Source organism: Nocardia sp. CA-120079, from assembly GCF_050955745.1.
Lineage (GTDB): Bacteria > Actinomycetota > Actinomycetes > Mycobacteriales > Mycobacteriaceae > Nocardia.
Genome location: NZ_CP192088.1, coordinates 1,321,512 through 1,339,653, shown reverse-complemented (window position 1 = coordinate 1,339,653; position 18,142 = coordinate 1,321,512). Strand labels below are relative to the sequence as shown.

The following is an 18,142-nucleotide window of genomic DNA, read 5'->3' as shown; positions in this document are numbered from 1 at the left end:
AAATCAGTGGCTATCGATGCATAGTGGACAGGATCGCTTCGTCTATCGCTGAGCGTGTGGCATCCCGACACGACGAACGGAGTTCAGATGACCGCAGGCGCGATGTATGACGAATTGGACAGGCGCGCGGCACAAGTGGCCGATCAGGTCATCGAGTGGCGGCACCATCTGCACCTGCATCCCGAGTTGTCCAACCGGGAGTCGAATACCGCCGCACTCATCGCCGATCATCTGCGCTCGCTGAATCTGGACGAGGTGCGCACCGGCATCGCCGGAAACGGCATCGTCGGCGTGCTGCGCGGCGGCATGGGCGGCGACCGGACGATCGCACTGCGCGCCGATATCGACGCATTGCCGGTACCCGACCTGTGCGGTGCCGATTTCGCGTCGAAGGTCGTGGACAACGACTATCCCGGCGGACCGTTCCCGGTCTCGCACGCCTGCGGCCACGACTGCCACACCGCGATGCTGCTGGGTGCCGCCTCGGTACTGACCGGCGTGCGCGACCGGCTGCCGGGCACCGTGCTCTTCGTCTTCCAGCCCGCCGAGGAGGGCCCGCCGATCGGCGAAAAGGGCGGTGCGAAGCAGATGATCGACGAGGGCGCGCTGGACGATCCGTCGCCGACCATGGCGTTCGGCTTCCATGTCACGCCATATCCCAAGGGCTACATCGGATATCGGATCGGCAATCAGTTCGGCGCCTCCTGTCTGGCGAAGATCACCATCACCGGACAGCAGGTACACGGGTCCACACCGTGGATGGGCGTGGACCCGATGCCCGCCGCGGGCGCCGTCATCACCGGCATCGGCCAGTTGTATCGGCAGGTCAGCGCATTTGATCCGTGCACCGTCAGCATCGGCCACGTGGAGGATGTGGGCCGGTTCAATATCATCGGGCAGACCGTGACGCTGTGGGGCACCATCCGCTGCGCGGTCGAGACCGATATGGGCGACATCCAGAAGCGCCTTGACACCCTCGCCGCGCATTCGGCGCAGGCCTACAACTGTTCGGCGACAGTCGAATACCTGCAGGACGTGCCCGCCGTGCACAACACCGAGGAGTGGATCACCGCCGCGCTGCCGACATTCCAGCGCGTCGCCGGGGCCGATAAGGTCACCCCGACGATCCCGACGCTCGGCTATGACGATGTCTCCGAATTCGTCAACAAGTACGGTGGTCTCTATGTGACCCTCGGTGTGCAGGATTCGGAAATCGATGCGAAAACGGGGATGCCCGTGCCGATTCCGGGTGGCCGCGGTATGGCGATGAATCACAATCCGCACTTCTATGCCGACGACGGCCCACTGGTCACCGGCGTGCGATTGCACGCGCACGTCGCCCAGGACCACCTGACCGGCCTGCTCGCGCCGCAATGACCTGCGGCACCATGTGATCGTGTGCGAGACCATCGCCGAACTCGATGCCGCGGTCGCGGATTGCTTCGCCTGCCCGCGGCTGGTCGCCTGGCGAGAACGGGCGGCCAGGGAGAAGCGCGCCGCGTACCGTGACGAAACCTATTGGGGCAGGGCGGTCCCCGGCTACGGTCCGGATGACGCCCGGCTGCTGATCGTCGGGCTCGCCCCAGCCGCCCACGGCGGCAACAGGACCGGGCGAATGTTCACCGGCGACCGCAGCGGTGATTTCCTCTACGCCGCCATGTACAACGTCGGGTTGACCAATCAACCCAAGGCGGTGCACCGCGATGACGGACTGCGGCTGATCGGCGCTCGGGTCACCGCGCCGGTGCACTGCGCGCCGCCCGACAATAAACCGACGCCCGCCGAGCGGGACCGCTGCAGTCACTGGTTGAAGACCGAATTGGGCCTGCTCACCCCGACATTGCGGGCGGTGGTCGTACTCGGCGCGTTCGGCTGGCAGGCACTGCTTCCGGTACTTGCCGCCGCCGGCTGGACCGTGCCGCGTCCGCGCCCCAAATTCGGGCACGGCGCTCACGTTGTGCTGCCGCCGACCGTCGATGATCATGCGCCGCTGCACCTGTTCGGCTGCTACCACGTCAGCCAGCAGAACACCTTCACCGGTCGGCTCACTCCCGACATGCTCGAAACGGTGCTGGCCGCCGCGGCGACCGCTGCGGGTCTTCCCGGCCGCCGGAGCTGAGCGCTGGACTCAGGACGGCGCGGTGATCTTGGTAATGACGGTGCCGCCCTCGTGGGGCGCGACGGTGACGAACTGCCGATAGGTGCGCACGGTCGCATCCAGTCGGAACTCGGTGATGACGACGTCGAAGCGACCGTCGAGCATCGGGGTGATCATGACGCAATGCTGGGTGCCGGGCGGAATCGATTTGATGCCCGCGTCGATCAATGCGACCGAGGACACCGCCGCATCCGCTGTGGTCAGTGCCCGGGCATCCGAGGCCGAGCGGGTCACGTAGTAGGCATATTGGAAGGCCAGGATCACATCCGGCCCGGATTCGGTCGACCCGGTTCCGTTGCCGCGCACCAGCTGTTCGGTGCGCGTCGGCTCGCAGTTCGGTCCGCCGCCGAGCACTCGATCGGTGATCGTGGCCGTCGACTGCCTGGTATTACTCGCCTCGGCCGTGTACACGAGCACCAATGCCACCGCCGCCAGCGTCCCGAAGATCGCGGCACTGCCGACCAGCCATGGCCGACGCGGCGGACGCCGCTTCCGACGGTGTGGGCGCGTCGGCGGGAGGACACGTGGTGCGGGTCCGGGCGGCAGCATGCCCGGCCACAGCGGATCGGCCGAGCGACTCACGCGCCTGCTGACGTGCAACGCGGCGGCATTGCCGCCGGACTCGGCTGTGTTCGACGACACCATGCTCTCGCCACACCCCTTCACCGGTGCCGCTGGGGCGACCCTTTCAATGCCGTTGTGCAATAACAAGATTGCATAGATGCGCCGGTAAGGCGACAGAATGGGCCGGAGAGAACCGGCCAATGGACCAGCAAGCTACGCCCGGACGGCCCGCGGATGCACGCGGTTCCTGCGAGTTTGGAGGTTTCCCACAAGCGCCGGGCCGAAGGTTCGTAACGACGGGCATACCGTGATCAATCCGCGCCGGTATGCTCTTCCGGGAACGATGTCCAGCGAAAATACCAGCTCAGCAGTGCATTTCGGTGCATGCGGCGGCATAGTAGAACGCCTGCGACGATGCCGCACGACAACGATGTCCGGCCGCCGTAGCCTGTCGAACGCCTGTCCACTTCAGCTAAGGCACTCGCCAGGACACCGAAAACCGCGTTATCGGAAGAGAAACCAGGAGCGATTCTCGTGCGAAACCTCTTTGCCGCCGACGGGCGATTCCCGAATGTCGTCGTGACGAGCCTCGCGGCGACCACCTCCATCGCGGGTGATGTCGACGCGACCTGGAAGGGACTCCTCAACGGCGAGAGCGGAATCGACGTGCTGGAGGATCCCTTCGTCGAGGAGTACGACCTCCCCGTCCGCATCGGCGGTCACCTGAAGGTTCGCCCCGAAACCCTGCTGACGCGGGTCGAACAGCGTCGGATGGCCTACGTAGAACAGCTCGCGACGGTTCTCGGACGCGAGGTATGGCGCAATGCGGGCAGTCCGGAGGTGGATCCGGAGCGTCTGGGTGTGGCGATCGGTACCGGGCTCGGCGGCGCCGATGCGATCACCGATGCGAACAACAAGCTGAAGAACGGTGGCTACCGCAAGATTTCGCCACTGGCCGTGCAGATGATCATGCCGAACGGCCCGTCGGCGGTCGTCGGTCTCGAATTGAAGGCCAAGGCAGGTGTGATCACGCCGGTTTCGGCGTGCTCGTCCGGGTCGGAAGCGATTGTCAACGCGTGGCGCATGATTGCGATGGGTGACGCCGATATGGTCGTCACCGGCGGCGTCGAGGGATACATCGATGTACTCCCGATCGCGGCCTTCACCATGATGCGCGCGATGAGTACCCGCAACGACGACCCGAAGGGCGCCTCGCGTCCGTTCGACAAGGATCGTGACGGTTTCGTCTTCGGTGAGGCCGGTGCGCTGATGGTCCTCGAGACCGAGGAGCACGCCAAGGCTCGTGGCGCGACGATCCACGCGCGCCTGCTCGGCGCCGGAATCACTTCCGACGGTTACCATTTGGTCGCTCCCGCCCCCGATGGCGACGGCGCGGCACGCGCGATGACCAGGGCCATGCAGCTCGCAGGCCTCACCCCGAAGGACATCACCCACGTCAACGCGCACGCCACCGCGACTTCCGTCGGCGACACCGCCGAGGCGAACGCGATCAACAAGGCCGTGGGCAACCACGCGTCGGTGTACGCGCCGAAGTCGGCACTGGGACATTCGATCGGCGCGGTGGGCGCACTGGAATCGATTCTGACCGTGCTCAGCATCCGCGACGGTGTCGTGCCGCCGACGCTGAACCTGGAGAACCAGGATCCGGAGATCGATCTGGATGTGGTGCACGGCGAGGCGCGCAACCAGGAGATCGAGTACGCGATCAACAACTCGTTCGGTTTCGGCGGGCACAATGTCGCGCTCGCCTTCGGCCGGTACTAGCGAACGAGAATGGCACGCGGATAGAGCAGCTGGAAACCGAGCTTCTGCACGTTCTGCTGTGACTTCGAACCCGGCAGTGTCGTAACCACCGCGAGGTCACAACCCGCGGCCGCCGCGGCGGCGAGGCGCATCGATAGCAGTGCGCCCTGCACGCCGCGGCGGCGGAATTCGGGAAGGGTTGCCGCACCGCATAATTGGGCAACGCCGTCGCTGAGGCGCAGGCTCGCGCCGCCGGCGGGCTTACCGTCGATCATGGCGAGCGAGCCGACGAAACCGCTCGTCGCGGTGAGGTCGCGCTCGGCGCGCTCGATGGCCTCGCGCGGGAATTCCTCGTGCGAGGCGACGCCCTGGGTGTCCGGCGTGGCGAAGCCGTCGACGACGACGTTCACCCAGGTCTCGAATTCGTCGTGCCCGACATCGCGGATCTCGATGCCCTCGGCCAGCTGCGCCTGCCGCCCCGGCTCGAGCCGTAGGCCCAGTACGTTCTCGAAACCGAACAGCACGTAGCCGCGGCGCGTCAGGCGTTCGACAACGGCCGGATCGGCCAGCGTGCAGACCTCGACCTGGACCGGTGCCTCCCGCTCGGCGAAGGCCTGTTCGACCGCTTCCAACTCGGCGTCATCGAAGGCAGCGCCGTTCATGCCGATGCCGACCACCTTGTCGAGCGGTGAACCCGGGCCCGCCCACACCGCAAGGCCACCGCCGATGGGGCGCACCAGTACTCGCTGCTGCGGGTCGCGGCGGGCGGCCGCGCGAGCGCCCTCCTCGATCAGCGTGCGTTCGGCGTGCTCGACCCGCGCGGCGAGGTCCTGTCCGGCGAACAAACCCGGGGCGAATTCAGTCGGCATGAGGCATTCCTACCCTGTCGGTAGCACCGGATTCACCTGGTTTTACCGCCGGGCGGGTTCGGCGTGTCGCTCGTTGACCCGAACGAGCTCGGCGTCCAAGGAAAATGTTCCAGCACCGACGATGAGTAGGAATGCGCTCCCACACAGTTGCGCGAGATCGGTGCGGGACTCGTGCAGGAAGGCCCACCATCCGGACTTGCCCGGGAACAGTGCCGCATCGCCCCAGAGCAGCGGCAGTTTGGTGATCAGCAGAGCACCGATCATGTCGACGATCATCGGGACTGCCGCAGCCCGTGTCAGCAGTCCGACGAGGATCAATGCTCCGCAGGCGGTTTCGAAGACACCGTCGACCGGTGCGACGAATCCGGGTGCCGGGATGTCGACCTTGTCGAATCGGCCGACGCCGAGGGTGTCGGGATAGACGAACTTCTGGATGCCTTCGGACAGGAAGATCACGCCGACGAACAGGCGGATCAGGACAGTCGACGCGGGTGCGTTCGTCGTGGCCGGTCGAGTCCACCAGGTACCGAGCTGGAACATACGCTGAGCCTCCGCCCGTAGCGCCGTAATACATTGCGCGCCGAACACATTGGATTCACTTGTGGCCGTCCTGAGCGATGAGGACCGAGCAGTCGGCGTGCCGGGCGGCCTTCTCGGCGGTCGCGCCGATGAATCGGCCCCAGATCGCCGAATGGCCACCGCGGCCCAGGACCAGCAGATCCGCCTCGTGGTGTGTGGCGGCGACGGCGAGTTCATGCGCGGGGTGCCCGGCTCGGATTTCGGCTTCAATGGCTACGCCGCGCTCGGCGGCCGTCTCGGCAGCCGCGGCGAGCCAGCGGCGGCTGGCCACCTCCTCGACCGAGAACTCCTCCTCGATTTCCCCGATCACTGGTCCGTAGTGCGGCCGGTGCTCCTCCACCGCGACCACGGTGAGCACGGACTTATTCGCGGCGGCCAACTCGAGTGCCATCCGCAGAGCTTCCCTGGCACCGGGTGAGTCGTCGTATCCCACCACGATCCGCTGGAACACACCTCCAGTGTGATCGTCGGTCCGCCGACGCGCTATCCGACCACAGGCGGTGGCCCGAATCCGACTCGAGAAGGTGGTTCGGCAGACGGTCGGCGAACTATCGTGAGCGTATGCCTGTTACCGACGGTACCGAACCGCCAGTCATACCCGGTGTGCGCCGTTCGTTTGTGACAGCTCGCGATGTCCGGTTCCACGTCACCGAATCCGGACCCGAGGACGGTCGCCCGGTCGTGCTGCTGCACGGCTGGCCACAGCACCACTACGCCTACCGAGATCTCCTCGCCGACCCGCCCGAAGGACTCCGGATCATCGCCCCCGACCTGCCCGGATACGGCTGGTCGGGTCCCGCGCCGCACCGCTGGTCGAAGGAGGAAGTCGCCTCCGATGTATTTGCGCTCCTCGATGCGCTCGGACTGGAACGCGTGCTGCTCGTCGGCCACGACTGGGGTGGCTACATCGGCTATCGCATGGTGCTGCGCGAAGCCGACCGCTTCGACGGCTACCTGGTACTGAATATGGCCCATCCGTGGGTCCCGCCGACCACGGTCATGCGACAGATCTGGCGCTTCCTCACCTACCAGCCGCTGGTCGCCACGGTGGGCGTACCGCTGCAGCAGCGCACCCGCTTCCTCGAATGGCTCATCAGCGGGGCGATCACCGACCGCAGCACGGTCAGTCCCGAGGTGATCCGCGTCTTCGCCGACCGCTTCCGCGATCCGGTCTGCGCCCGGGCCGCCACCGACACCTACCGCACCTTCTGGCTGCGCGAAATCCCGGATGCCGCACGTCATCCCGAACGCCGCCGTATCACCATCCCGATCCGCGTCCTCTTCGGCGTCGACGACCCCGCTGTGCACCGCTCCCTAGCCGCCGCCGAAACCGCCCGCGGCGCCGACGACTACACCTTCGAACCGGTAACCGGCTGTGGACATTTCGTCGCCGACGAACGCCCCGAACTCGTCCGCGCCCGCCTGATCGAACTCGCGGCAGATACGAAGTAGCCTATGCCACTGCCGCTTCCGCGCCCATACCTGGATAATGCGACCGTTGGCCGAACCGAGGAGAACCATGAGTCGACTGGCAGTCGTGACCGGTGCGTCGTCCGGCATCGGAAAGGCAACTGCCGCAGCCCTGGTGGCGCGCGGCTTCCGAGTGATCGGGACGAGCCGGAATCCGGAATCGATCCCGGCGGCCGACCGAGTGGCGGATGTCGACTATCGCGCGCTCGATCTGACCGATGCCGACTCGATCCGCGCATTCGTCGACGGGCTGGATGGCGTCGATGTGTTGATCAACAACGCAGGCGAAAGCCAGGCCGGCCCGCTGGCCGAACTACCGACCGCGGCGGTCGAGCGGCTCTTCCAGCTCAATGTGCTCGGGCCGGTCGCACTCACCCAGGCGGTGCTACCCGGAATGCGGAGCCGTGGATACGGGCGGGTGGTCATGGTCGGCTCCATGCTCGCCAGCTTTCCGATGCCGTACCGGTCCTCTTACGTCGCAACCAAGGCAGCCGTGCGGGGATTCGCCACGGCGGCCCGCTTCGAGGAATCGCCGTTCGGCGTGTGGATCACCGCCGTCGAACCGGGCCAGATCGATACCGGGCTGCGTGAGCGGCGCACCAGGTACATCGACGAGAATTCCCCGCACACAGCGGATTTCACCCGTTTCATGACCGCTCTCGACCAGCAGCAGGCCAAAGGTATTACGCCACAACGGGTTGCCGCCACCATCGTCTCCGCCGTCGAGGACCGGCGACCGCGGCCGCTGTATGCGGTCGGCAGCAACGCACCCGCCATGTTCGCGCTGCGTCGCCTATTGCCACGCACGGTCATCGAGAAAATCATCGCCAGGGCGTACAGATTGTCCCGGTGATCGCCTGCGGCTCGGCGAGTATTCCGGCTAGACCGGGGTCCGGCATGGCGGGGTGCGGCACCGGCGGTAACTGATAGGCCTGCGCCAGATTTGCCCGTTCGGCCCGAACAACTGCCGCGTGATCTCCGCCGATGCCGACAAGGCCCGCGACGCGGAGCAGCAGCCGCGAGACAAAGGGTCGTCGACATGCCGCGACGGTGAGCGGGATCGGCTACACGCCGTCTTGTACCAGCCGAGGCCGACGTTGTTCATCTGTACCGCGAGACATCCGTCCTCGGCAGCGTCGAAGTCACCGCGATAACGGCCCGACCGGCATCGCGGATGATGCGGTCGAGGTCGTCGATGATGTCGCTGATCGCATCGCGGGTCCGATCCGCCTGCGCGGATGCGGCCGGCTCCCGGTCGAATTCGATACCGATCTTGTTGAGCTGTAGTCCGGTATCGAGCAGACTTCGCACCAGGTTATCCGCGATCTCAGCGAAAGCGACTGTGCCACTGCCCCATTCGTCGCTCTCGAACTGTCGATGCGTGGTGATGTGGTCGAACTGCTTGTCCCGCATAATAATTCCTCTTGCCGGACAGTTTCACTGACTGCCACGGCCGCCGATTGCCCGGAATTCGTTCAGCGCCGGAAGTACCCCCCATCCAGCCACCGCAAACTCCGGAAGCCACAGCGGCGGTCTCCGGGCCTCAACAAACGTTGCGCGAAGTGTGCTGAGCCTATTGCCATGAGCGCCGCAGCGGGGCAGTGTGAACATGTCGGTGGCGCCACCGGGGCGCTGCCCTGAACACCGAGGGAGTCGCTCGTGTATGCACGTTCTACCACTATTCAGGCGCAACCCTCCGCTATCGATGCCGGGATTGCGCACGTACGTGACGAGGTAATGCCGGCTTTGGAAGACATACGCGGGTGTGTCGGACTATCGTTGCTGGTCGATCGCCAGTCCGGCCGGTGCATCGTCACTACCTCATGGGAAACCGAGGATGCGATGACCGGCAGCGCCGACCGCGTTCGCCCCATCCGAGATCGCGCGGCCGCGGCATTCGGCAGCGGTGGCACCCAGATCGAGCAATGGGAAATCGCCGCCCTACATCGTGACCACCGCGCACAGCAGGGCGCCTGCGCCCGCGTTGTCTGGATCAAGACGAACCCGGATCGACAGGACGCTGCGATCGAGACCTACAAATCCCAGGCCCTACCCGAAATGGAATCCCTCGAGGGGTTCTGCAGCGCGAGCCTCCTCGTCGAGCGCGCATCCGGCCGTGGCGTCTCCTGCGTCACCTTCGATACCGCCGACGCCATGGAACGCAACCGCGAAGACGCAACCGCCCTGCGCGAGCGAATCACCCGCCAAGCCGGTATGCAGGTGGTCGACATGTGCGAGTGCGAGTTGGCCATCGCCCACCTCCGCGTCCCCGAATTGGTGTAAACACACGGCTGCGGCTCTCGACCGAATGATCGGTCGGGAGCCGTCGCCGCTACACCGTTGCACGTGCTGTACCGACCGGTGGGCTGCGCCGACCCCGCATCGAGCCCAGCTTCCTCGAGCATTTCAGTCGGCATAGCGACCTCGACAATCACCGGCCCCACCCCGGCTGCCGCACAAGCCTTCTCGATGATGCCGATGAACTCGGTATGCGCGAGAACGACGCGAGCACCGCTGTCTTCGAGGACATGCGCAACCTCGCCGGCCCGCCAGCCGGTATTGATGGGAACAGGATTGGCCCCACAGGCAGCAATTGCAAGAGAGACTTCGAGAAACTCGATGTCGTTGCGCAACATCACCGCGACGCGATCACCACGCGCAATCCCATTCGAAACGAATGCCGACGCAAGACATCCAGCGCGTGATGCGCCTCGGACTGGGCGCGCACCCGTCCTCCGCAGACAATCGTCGGAGCAGCCGAGGACGCATCGTTCATGAACGCATTCTGTCAGGTACGAAATTGGTGAGCGGTGCTCATGCGCTGGCATGCCGATGAACTCGGCAGCCCAGCATTTCGAGTAGGGCGTTGGTAGTGGCGCAGTCATAGACGACATTGACAGACAGCAAGGTCACTGATACTCATATGCTATGACTGGGCCGGATGATTTCGAGTTCGAAGCCGTCTACCGAGGCACGGGTGGCCCGTTCGGGCCGGGCGTCAAACCGCCGTGGAGTATCGGGGAGCCCCAGCCGGAACTCGCCACGCTGATCGAGCAGGGCAAATTCCATGGCGATGTCCTCGATGTCGGATGCGGGGAGGCGGCGATCTCGCTGTATCTGGCCGAGCGGGGCTACACCACCGTGGGGCTGGATCTGTCGCCGACCGCGATCGAGCTGGCCCGCGCCGAGGCGACCAGGCGCGGCCTGGCCAACGCCGCCTTCGAGGTCGCCGACGTCACCTCCTTCACCGGCTACGACGGTCGCTTCGACACGATCGTCGACAGCACGCTGTTCCACTCGATCCCGGTCGAGGCGCGGGCGGGCTACCAGCAGTCGATCGTGCGCGCCGCCGCGCCGGGCGCGTCTTACTTCGCGCTGGTGTTCGACCGGACCGCCCTGCCCGAAGTACCCGTGCCAGGGCCGGCGCCGGTCACCGCCGACGAGCTCCGCGAGGCAGTGGAGAAGTACTGGGTGGTCGATGAGATCAGGCCGGCACGAATCCATGGCAACCTGCCGGTCGGCGACTTCGGCCCGGCCGACGGCCCGAGGTTCCGATTCGAGGGCATCCGCGACGAACCCAGTGGCCGCAAGTCGGTACCCGCCTGGCTGCTGTGCGCCCGACTGGGCTGATCCTCGCCGAAGCCAGTCCGCGCCCATCGGGGCCCGCTGCTGATGCCCGCGGTCAGCAGCGGCGACCGACAGCTCGGTGCGTCGGAGCAGCAGCGTAAATCCATGAGCAACAGCACTTCTCCGGCGCCGAGCGAATCGACATACGGCTGCCGGTGATCTCGGCTACGACGCCGGTGAGACCTTCGGACATCACTTTGTGGAGCGGATCACCAAGACCCGCTCCGAGTGGTACCGCGCCGTACCCCTTGGTAGGTTTTGGCTTGTTCGCGCAACGTCGCGCCTCACCTCCAGCCTTCGACTCGCGAAACCTTCCTTCGATCCACAGTTTGTGCGCCTCTTTCGTCATGGAAGCAGGCGGGAATCATCACACCCACGCAGCCGATTCGCGGCCACTCGCTACGGCGAGGTCGTCGGCGGCAGCGATAGAGCTTTCACTCATCGCACCGCGACGACACCGCCCTCCTCATGCTGCCCACCCCTGCTCATCGCGGGCGTGGCTGTCCCGTCCCATCAAGCCTTGGAGAACCGGTGGTAACTGCACTACCTCACCAGCCCGTGGAACTCGACGCGATCATCTTCGACTACAACGGAGTCATCGGCCTGCAGCCCACTGTTCCTATGTGGAGCGGGCTCGCCGAACTCGCCGGATGGCACGCGGACCAGCTCGGGCTTTTCCAAACTGCCTTCTGGAGCGCCCGCGAACCCTACGATTCCGGCGAGTTCGACGACGCGGACTTCTGGACCGTCGTGCTCGGCCATCGCCCGGACCCGGAACTGCTCACCCGGTTGCGTGGCGTCGATACCGCGATGTGGACCAGGACCGACGACCGCGTCGTCGCACTGCTCCACCATGTCCGGCGGGCAGATCTGCCGATGGTGCTGCTCTCCAACGCACCCCATCCGGTCGGCGACGCCCTCGACGCCTCCGACTGGCGCCCGCTGATGACCGAAGCCCTCTACTCGGCCCGGCTCGGCATGAACAAACCCCACCCCGACACCTACCGAAACGCACTCGCCGCGACCGGAGTTCGCGATCCCGGCCGCGTCCTGTTCGTCGACGACCGTGCCGACAACTGCCAAGCCGCCGCCCGCCTCGGTCTGCGCACTCTCCACTACACCGGCTCACCCGCCGATATCGAGGATCACCTCCGCCTCGCTACCGTCGCCGCGTAGGCCCCTACGAGTCGTCACAAAATCAAAAAGGCGAGTGCTCTACCCGAGCACTCGCCTTTCGTTTGTGGGCCCAACGCTTCACAACCCGAACACCCTGACGGCCGATGGACCAGAGATTGGGGACATCGCGCACACCGTCGCCTACGACAGGGCCGGTCGCGGCCGCAGTGCCAGCGCCGCCGAACCGCAGAACAACGACGACATGGCGGCCACCCTGGTGGCATTGGTCCAGGCGCTCACGCCGGGGCGGGTGATCCTGGTAGGCCACAGCATGGGTGGGCTGATCGTCCGTCGCGCCGCCGAAACGCTGTCGCCAGCTGGGCTCGTCCTCCTCGACCCGACACCGGAAGCGATCGACGAATTCCGCCGCCGCCCACCAGAACCGCCGAAATCCGGCGTCATCGTCATCTCGGCGATCCATGCCGCCCGCTACCAGGCTCGCAATCTCGACCTCATGCGCGAATACCAGCACAGATACGCCGAACAGGTCGGCGGGCAATACGAGGACGCCGCCTCCGAGCACATCATCCCCGCCGAGCGACCCGAGCAAGTCGCTGCCGCGGTTCGCCGACTGGTGAACGCTTAGCATCGCGGGAGCAGTGATGGAGGGATCGTCGAGGCTTCGGCGCGCGAGCAGGGTCCGCACGATAGAACACCCCCGCCACCCTCGCGAACACCTCATCGAAACCCGCCCGCCACACCGAAACGTCCTCGGCCACAACATCATCCAACATCAGCGACAAAGCTGTCGCAGAATCAACCACCATGCAGCACAACGAAATACAACTGTCGTGCTAACCAAACTCGGATTCGTATCGCGAGCGCAAGTCGCGGCGTGGGTTGTCGAGCGAAAGGGCTCGAGGCAGGAACCCTACCGGCGCCGCTAGCGCCGGTCGCGGTCAAAGCGGAGGCCAGCGCGTTCGACTGGTCGTCGAGCTCGCGGTAGGTCAGCGCGCCCCTTTCATCGATCAACGCCACCGAATTCGGTTGTGCGTACCGCCGGATGACCCGCAGGTGATCGAGCAGCATGCCGAACTCGTGTCGGAGTGCTCGTCGAAGGCCTGCGTCGCCAGGGGTGTGGTCGCGGCGATGCTAGGGATCCGGCATAGGGAAACTGTCCGCCTCTGGGTGTACACAATGGCGAACTCGGTGGAGCTTGGGGGAAGCTACTACAACACGAAACGCCAGGTAAAAGCGTTGCAGTCGCTGGTCCGGAAACTTCCGGATCCCAGTGCGCCCATGCCGTCGACTCCTGCCCGGTCCAAACCTAAGCGGGCACGCCAGCTCGACGCTGCCCAGATTCGGAAGTTGATCGCTGGCTACGAGATTGGAGCGACGGTGTATGAATTGGGTACCCAGTTCGGTATCGAGCGGCGAACGGTCGGCGAGATCCTTCATCGGCATCACGTACCGATGCGCCGCCGTGGCCTGACCACCGACCAAATTGATGATGCCATCCACCTCTACGGTCAGGGATGGTCGCTTACCCGAGTCGGTCGGCACCTGGGTGTAGACGGCATGACCGTCCTGAACAAGCTCCGCGAACGTGGGATCTCTACGAGGGATGCCCAAGGACGACCGCGGGCGTAAGTCGAGCGTCACAGGTACGCACCTTCGGCAGGACACAAAACATGGGTGACTTCGTCCGCGAACTGTGACGTCAGGTTGTTCGTCAATCCTGCTGGCGTGTCGTCACCTACACCGGTTCGGAGGTGTTCACGAAACGTGACGGCAGGGAATCACCCCAGCGGGCCTCCACCGCTTCCTCGCACGCACGCTCATGCCGATTAGCGGATCTCGACCACCACTTTGCCGAGGGCACGCCCCGCACCGACATGGGCCAGCGCGGCCGCCGTCTCGTCGAGAGGGAAACTGCGGTCGATGTGGATATCGATCCGGCCCGCGACACACGACTCCGCGAGGGGGGTGAAGTGCGCGGGCCCTTCCTTCACCGCGAGGACCCCGAGCCTGCGGCCGGTCACCATCCCGGCGACCACGCCGACCGTCGTCATCCGCAGCAACGCGCGGGTGGTGCCGCCGACGCAGCGGTAGCGGCCGCCGCGTGCGACCGACCTGCGATAGGCGAAGACCGATCGGTGGGCGACGAGGTCCAATACCCGGTCGTACGGTCCGGTCCGGGTGAAGTCCTCGGTGCGATAGTCGATGACCTCGTCGGCACCGAGCGTGCGCATGAACGCCAGTTTGGCTGCGTTGTCCACCCCGGTCACGTGCGCTCCCGCGCTCTTGGCCAACTGGATCGCGAACGCTCCCGAGCCCCCGCCCGCACCGTTGATCAACACCGACATACCGGCGGTGATATCGGCCGTGCCCTGCAGTGCGATCGCCCCCGCCTGTGGCAGGGCCGATGCCTCGGTGAAGCTCAGCGACGCCGGTTTGCGGGCCAGCGCTGATTCGGGAGCCACGGCATATTCCGCGAAACCGCCTTTGAGCGTGAGATTGTCGCCGTAGACCTCGTCACCCGGCGCGAACAGAGTGACCTGGGAGCCGACGGCCTCGACCCGTCCGGCGATATCGGATCCGAGAACCGGGCGTCTGGGTGCCCGGAGCCCGCCGATACGCGAATACAGCGGCGTCCCCAACAGCGTCTCCCAATCGGAGAGGTTGATCGACGTCGCGTGCACCTGGACGAGCACCTGTTTCGGCCCAGGGGAAGGCACCGGGATTTCCGCGATCGACAGCATCTCGGGACCGCCGTAGCGGTCATACACAACGGCTCTCATGTGATGCCGGCACGGAGGAGCGAACGGCAGCGTGGCACACGGCGAAGTCTAGTCGGCGGACTGTCCCACGATGCGCGAACAGTGCGTCGGCCTTCGGACCGACACTCCAAATCTGATCCTGCACAACAGCATCGAGAAGAATTCGACCGACCGCTGGCACGCCGCAACGCCGCTGGACGGGAGCCCGGGCAACGGCCCGACTGGCCCGCGGCCGAGACCGCTTGCTACGCGAGACATCCGCCTTTGCCGATAATGGTGCAGAATTTCATCGGCATCACTAAGGCACAACAAGATTCAAGGACGGAACGTAGGGGTTGCACTATGCCCCCAGCGGATACGTCTGCTATACCTTCCGCCGACTACCGAGATGGTCGCGCTGGGATCATCAACGCCGTGCGCACACCTTTGGGATTCTTTGCGCTGGTCATCCTTGCAGTTGAAGGCATCCTTGCGGTTGTAGCCGGATCGACCGATGGTGCTGATCGAACCTTCGTTGTCATCGGCATGGTTGCGCTGGTTCTGTTCTTGGTGCTATTGGTCGCCGGAATGGCGATCTGGCGGCCCCACTCGCTCTATGGGCACGGTCAAACTGCACCGCAGGACCCACCCAGCAGCGCACCGAGAGACTCACAACAAATCGAGGTGTTTCAGCGAATTGGCCGACCTGGGTTCTTCATCTCCAGCTTCGATTCTCGCTTCCTCGCAGAGGACGCGCGGATCGTCACGGATAATTTCCCTCGAAGCTCCATCACCACAAGATCAGCTTCTGCCCAAGGCATCCGAGAAGGCTTGCTCAATCAGAAGTTCGACATCGTCCAACTGACGGCGCCAAACATTGATTCGGCGGGCGCGATCCACACCAATGACGGCACCCTCTCCGCGGCAGGCTTCATGGAGCTTGTCCGCCACGCGGATGTATCGCTCGTCGTGCTGGCTTCTTGCCAATCTGTGGGGCTGGCCGCGGCGGCAGCACCACACTTGTCCCGTCCTTGGCGCTTCCGCAAGAGCTGATCTAACAACCGCGATGTACGGTTCCCTGGCAAACGGGGGTCGCGCCGCTGCAACCTCGATGTAAACAGACCTGTAGGGAGCAGCCGGGACGATGTCGGTAATGCCGCCTATCGCGCGGTCATGAAGGTCCGCTTCTGCCCAGGAGCGGGCGTCTCGCTTCCGGTGATCGGATCGCTGGCAGCAATCCAGCGTTCTATGCGGGCTGGCCTCGAGGCGGCATAGTCGCGTTATGTCTGTTTATTCATGCGGGGTCGAGTCGGAGGGCCTCGGGGGTCCTGGTGGCGTCCCGGATGTGGTGGTGTGCAGGCGGTTGTGATGCTGGCGTGCATGGCCGTTTTGGAGTATCCCGATGGTGAGAGATCGTGGCGGCCAGGCGATCTGGCTATGGCCGTCAGGGCGCTTCAGGCGCATCCTGTGAAGTGCGCAGAGTGGACGAGCGTGGTCGGCATGCTGGGTTCTGGCCGGCGAGGAGGAATGCATGGAAAGCGCGCCGAGCAGGACGGCGATGTTTGCGGCCGTGTCGCGTGGATTGTTTCGCCTGGAGACGGCGTCGCCGTGGGTACTGGACGATGTGCTGGCCCTGGCGCTTGTCGGCCCGGTATGGCAGCAGCTGCGAGACCAGTTCGATCCGCTGTTCCCCGGCCCGGTCCGTCGCGAATCCCGCGCGGCTGTCTGCACCCGCAGCCGGTACGCCGAGGACCGGCTGGCCGCTGGCGCCTTCACGCAGTACGTGATTCTTGGCGCGGGGCTTGACTCGTTCGCGTGGCGGCGGCCGGATCTGCTCGGCTCGCTCAAGGTGTTCGAGGTTGATCACCCTGCCTCCCAGGCATGGAAGCTCGAGCGGGTCGAGGAGCTCGGCCTGCCGCTCAGCGACTCGCAGGTATTCGTGCCGGCTGATTTCGAGGCCGGACCGGTTCAGGATGCTCTGGGCCCGGCCGGGTTCGACTGGGCGCGGCCAGCGATGTTCTGCTGGACGGGCGTCGCCCCCTATCTGACGGCACCGGCGATCGAGTCGGGGTTGCGCACGATCGCGGCGGCTGCTCCCGGGTCCGAGGTGGTGTTCTCCTACCGGGCCGAGGACTGTGCGCTCGACGACGTGGGGACGGAATTCGCCCGTATCTACACGCCGATCGCGGCTTCTGTCGGCGAGCCTCTTCAACCTGGCTGGCCGGTATCCGAGATCGAGAGGCTGATCAGCCGGTGCGGGCTGAAGGTCGTGGACCATCCCGCACGTGCAGACCTCCAGCAGCGGTACTTCGCCGGCCGTACCGATGGCCTGCGGCCCTACACCTTCGAGACCCTGGTGGCCGCACGGGTCACCTGAGCGAGCGCAGGCCACGTCCGGCAACTTCACCCCTCTGCGAGGGCCAGGCGGTGACGGTACGGCAGAGGAGCACGATAATGCCGCATATCGGTCGAACAGACGCGAGATCGACTGCCGCGCTGAACATCCTGTATTGGCTCACATGAGCGTGCGGGACGCGCGATAAGAAGATTCGCCTGGGCACGACACAGGCCCGCGCGTCGGACTGGGGCACCAAACCGTCCGCCGGGGAAAGAACACTGTCATCACATGACTCGGAGGGACGCGGGGCGGGCGGCCCGACCCGGTACAGCCCGCCCCGCGACTCCGATGAGACAGCCCGACCAACCCGACCTAACCGTCCCCGTAACGCACAACGCGGCTACCGGCGGCTCGGTGCCGCCGGTAGCCGGACGTCATGCGCAGGTCATCGCTTGATCAGCGCGCGGCGGGCGGTGATCGAGGCCCGACGCTCGTAGGCGATCCAGGCGAAGATCGCGGTGAGCGCCAGCGGGAAGGGAGCCAACTCCGGGGTGCCGGCCAAGAAGGCGTTGAAGCCCGCGGCGAGGAAGGTGACGATCGCCAGACCGATTGCGGCGGCCGCGGCCAGGCGCGGCACCATCAGTCCGATGCCGCCCGCGACCTCGGCGAGACCGATGAAGACCAGCAGCGCCAACGGGATCGAGAAGGCAGTGGCGTTGTTTTCCATCAGAGTCTGCGGGATGACGAGCTTCGGGCCGCCGGAGGCGATAATGAAGAACAGGCCGAGCACGATCTGCAGGGTCCACAGGACGCGGTTGCGAATCTTGCCGGGGCGGACGGCGGCGGTGGTCTGGGTGGCGGTGATGGCGGTCATTTTCTTGTTCCTTCTGGGTCGGTA

The 18,142-nt window shown here is 65.5% G+C and carries 19 protein-coding genes and 1 pseudogene; 12 read left to right on the top strand and 8 right to left on the bottom strand.

All coding sequences use genetic code 11. The annotated features are described in order from the left end of the window. Positions 1-87: 87 nt before the first annotated feature. Both ACQPYR_RS06125 and ACQPYR_RS06120 read left to right on the top strand, forming a co-directional pair. Positions 88-1,377, top strand: a complete 1,290-nt coding sequence (locus ACQPYR_RS06125; protein WP_433628615.1) for a M20 metallopeptidase family protein — start codon at positions 88-90, stop codon at positions 1,375-1,377. 19 nt (positions 1,378-1,396) lie between these two features. Continuing rightward, complete coding sequence (locus ACQPYR_RS06120; protein WP_433628612.1) at positions 1,397-2,119, top strand: uracil-DNA glycosylase; 723 nt, start codon at positions 1,397-1,399, stop codon at positions 2,117-2,119. Between the two features lie 9 nt (positions 2,120-2,128). Here ACQPYR_RS06120 and ACQPYR_RS06115 read toward each other — a convergent pair whose 3' ends face one another. Further along, the gene (locus tag ACQPYR_RS06115) at positions 2,129-2,803 is read right to left on the bottom strand and encodes a hypothetical protein (protein ID WP_433628610.1); all 675 of its coding nucleotides are present in this window, start codon (positions 2,801-2,803) and stop codon (positions 2,129-2,131) included. A 453-nt stretch (positions 2,804-3,256) separates the two neighbouring features. On the opposite strand from ACQPYR_RS06115, the gene ACQPYR_RS06110 reads away from it, so the two are divergent. After that, the gene (locus ACQPYR_RS06110; RefSeq protein WP_433628608.1) at positions 3,257-4,507 is read left to right on the top strand and encodes a KasA/KasB family beta-ketoacyl-ACP synthase; all 1,251 of its coding nucleotides are present in this window, start codon (positions 3,257-3,259) and stop codon (positions 4,505-4,507) included. On the opposite strand, the gene ACQPYR_RS06105 is transcribed toward ACQPYR_RS06110, so the two are convergent. From ACQPYR_RS06105 to ACQPYR_RS06095, 3 genes are all read right to left on the bottom strand, one after another. After that, positions 4,504-5,331 carry a GNAT family N-acetyltransferase gene (locus ACQPYR_RS06105; protein WP_433635028.1) on the bottom strand — a complete coding sequence of 276 codons (828 nt, stop codon included), beginning with the start codon at positions 5,329-5,331 and terminating at the stop codon, positions 4,504-4,506. The genes ACQPYR_RS06110 and ACQPYR_RS06105 overlap by 4 nt on opposite strands. A 66-nt stretch (positions 5,332-5,397) precedes the next feature. Next, positions 5,398-5,895 (bottom strand): DoxX family protein, encoded by a 498-nt coding sequence (locus ACQPYR_RS06100; protein WP_433628605.1) that lies wholly within the window; start codon positions 5,893-5,895, stop codon positions 5,398-5,400. A gap of 55 nt (positions 5,896-5,950) precedes the next feature. Beyond that, a complete protein-coding gene (locus ACQPYR_RS06095) occupies positions 5,951-6,385 on the bottom strand; it encodes a universal stress protein (RefSeq protein ID WP_433628602.1) in 435 nt (144 codons plus the stop codon). Positions 6,386-6,495: 110 nt separating this feature from the next. Here ACQPYR_RS06095 and ACQPYR_RS06090 point away from each other — a divergent pair, with 110 nt between their 5' ends. Beyond that, positions 6,496-7,386 carry an alpha/beta fold hydrolase gene (locus tag ACQPYR_RS06090; protein ID WP_433628599.1) on the top strand — a complete coding sequence of 297 codons (891 nt, stop codon included), beginning with the start codon at positions 6,496-6,498 and terminating at the stop codon, positions 7,384-7,386. A gap of 67 nt (positions 7,387-7,453) precedes the next feature. Next, positions 7,454-8,257, top strand: a complete 804-nt coding sequence (locus ACQPYR_RS06085) for an SDR family oxidoreductase (protein WP_433628596.1) — start codon at positions 7,454-7,456, stop codon at positions 8,255-8,257. A gap of 248 nt (positions 8,258-8,505) precedes the next feature. On the opposite strand, the gene ACQPYR_RS06080 is transcribed toward ACQPYR_RS06085, so the two are convergent. Further along, the gene (locus ACQPYR_RS06080) at positions 8,506-8,817 is read right to left on the bottom strand and encodes a hypothetical protein (RefSeq protein ID WP_433628593.1); all 312 of its coding nucleotides are present in this window, start codon (positions 8,815-8,817) and stop codon (positions 8,506-8,508) included. A 246-nt stretch (positions 8,818-9,063) separates the two neighbouring features. Between ACQPYR_RS06080 and ACQPYR_RS06075 the strand changes: the two genes are divergently transcribed. Further along, complete coding sequence (locus tag ACQPYR_RS06075) at positions 9,064-9,687, top strand: antibiotic biosynthesis monooxygenase (RefSeq protein ID WP_433628590.1); 624 nt, start codon at positions 9,064-9,066, stop codon at positions 9,685-9,687. A 200-nt stretch (positions 9,688-9,887) separates the two neighbouring features. On the opposite strand, the pseudogene ACQPYR_RS06070 reads toward ACQPYR_RS06075, so the two are convergent. Then, positions 9,888-10,232: pseudogene (locus ACQPYR_RS06070) on the bottom strand (AMP-binding protein); the annotation flags it as partial. Between the two features lie 100 nt (positions 10,233-10,332). Here ACQPYR_RS06070 and ACQPYR_RS06065 point away from each other — a divergent pair. From ACQPYR_RS06065 to ACQPYR_RS06050, 4 genes are all read left to right on the top strand, one after another. After that, on the top strand, positions 10,333-11,034 hold the full coding sequence (locus ACQPYR_RS06065; protein ID WP_433628588.1) for a class I SAM-dependent methyltransferase: 702 nt from the start codon (positions 10,333-10,335) through the stop codon (positions 11,032-11,034). Positions 11,035-11,562: 528 nt separating this feature from the next. Then, entirely contained in the window at positions 11,563-12,207 is a 645-nt protein-coding gene (locus tag ACQPYR_RS06060; RefSeq protein WP_433628585.1) for an HAD family hydrolase, read from the top strand. A gap of 64 nt (positions 12,208-12,271) precedes the next feature. Beyond that, positions 12,272-12,793 carry an alpha/beta fold hydrolase gene (locus ACQPYR_RS06055; protein ID WP_433628582.1) on the top strand — a complete coding sequence of 174 codons (522 nt, stop codon included), beginning with the start codon at positions 12,272-12,274 and terminating at the stop codon, positions 12,791-12,793. A gap of 428 nt (positions 12,794-13,221) precedes the next feature. Then, a complete protein-coding gene (locus ACQPYR_RS06050; protein ID WP_433628580.1) occupies positions 13,222-13,797 on the top strand; it encodes a hypothetical protein in 576 nt (191 codons plus the stop codon). Between the two features lie 197 nt (positions 13,798-13,994). Here the strand turns inward: ACQPYR_RS06050 and ACQPYR_RS06045 are convergent, their stop codons facing one another. Further along, the gene (locus ACQPYR_RS06045; RefSeq protein ID WP_433628578.1) at positions 13,995-14,948 is read right to left on the bottom strand and encodes an NAD(P)-dependent alcohol dehydrogenase; all 954 of its coding nucleotides are present in this window, start codon (positions 14,946-14,948) and stop codon (positions 13,995-13,997) included. 393 nt (positions 14,949-15,341) lie between these two features. On the opposite strand from ACQPYR_RS06045, the gene ACQPYR_RS06040 reads away from it, so the two are divergent. Together ACQPYR_RS06040 and ACQPYR_RS06035 are read left to right on the top strand one after the other, a co-directional pair. Continuing rightward, positions 15,342-15,959 carry a hypothetical protein gene (locus tag ACQPYR_RS06040; protein ID WP_433628575.1) on the top strand — a complete coding sequence of 206 codons (618 nt, stop codon included), beginning with the start codon at positions 15,342-15,344 and terminating at the stop codon, positions 15,957-15,959. A 478-nt stretch (positions 15,960-16,437) separates the two neighbouring features. After that, the gene (locus tag ACQPYR_RS06035) at positions 16,438-17,283 is read left to right on the top strand and encodes a class I SAM-dependent methyltransferase (RefSeq protein ID WP_433628572.1); all 846 of its coding nucleotides are present in this window, start codon (positions 16,438-16,440) and stop codon (positions 17,281-17,283) included. 406 nt (positions 17,284-17,689) lie between these two features. Here ACQPYR_RS06035 and ACQPYR_RS06030 read toward each other — a convergent pair whose 3' ends face one another. Continuing rightward, a complete protein-coding gene (locus ACQPYR_RS06030) occupies positions 17,690-18,118 on the bottom strand; it encodes a DoxX family protein (RefSeq protein WP_433628570.1) in 429 nt (142 codons plus the stop codon). Between the last annotated feature and the right edge of the window lie 24 nt (positions 18,119-18,142).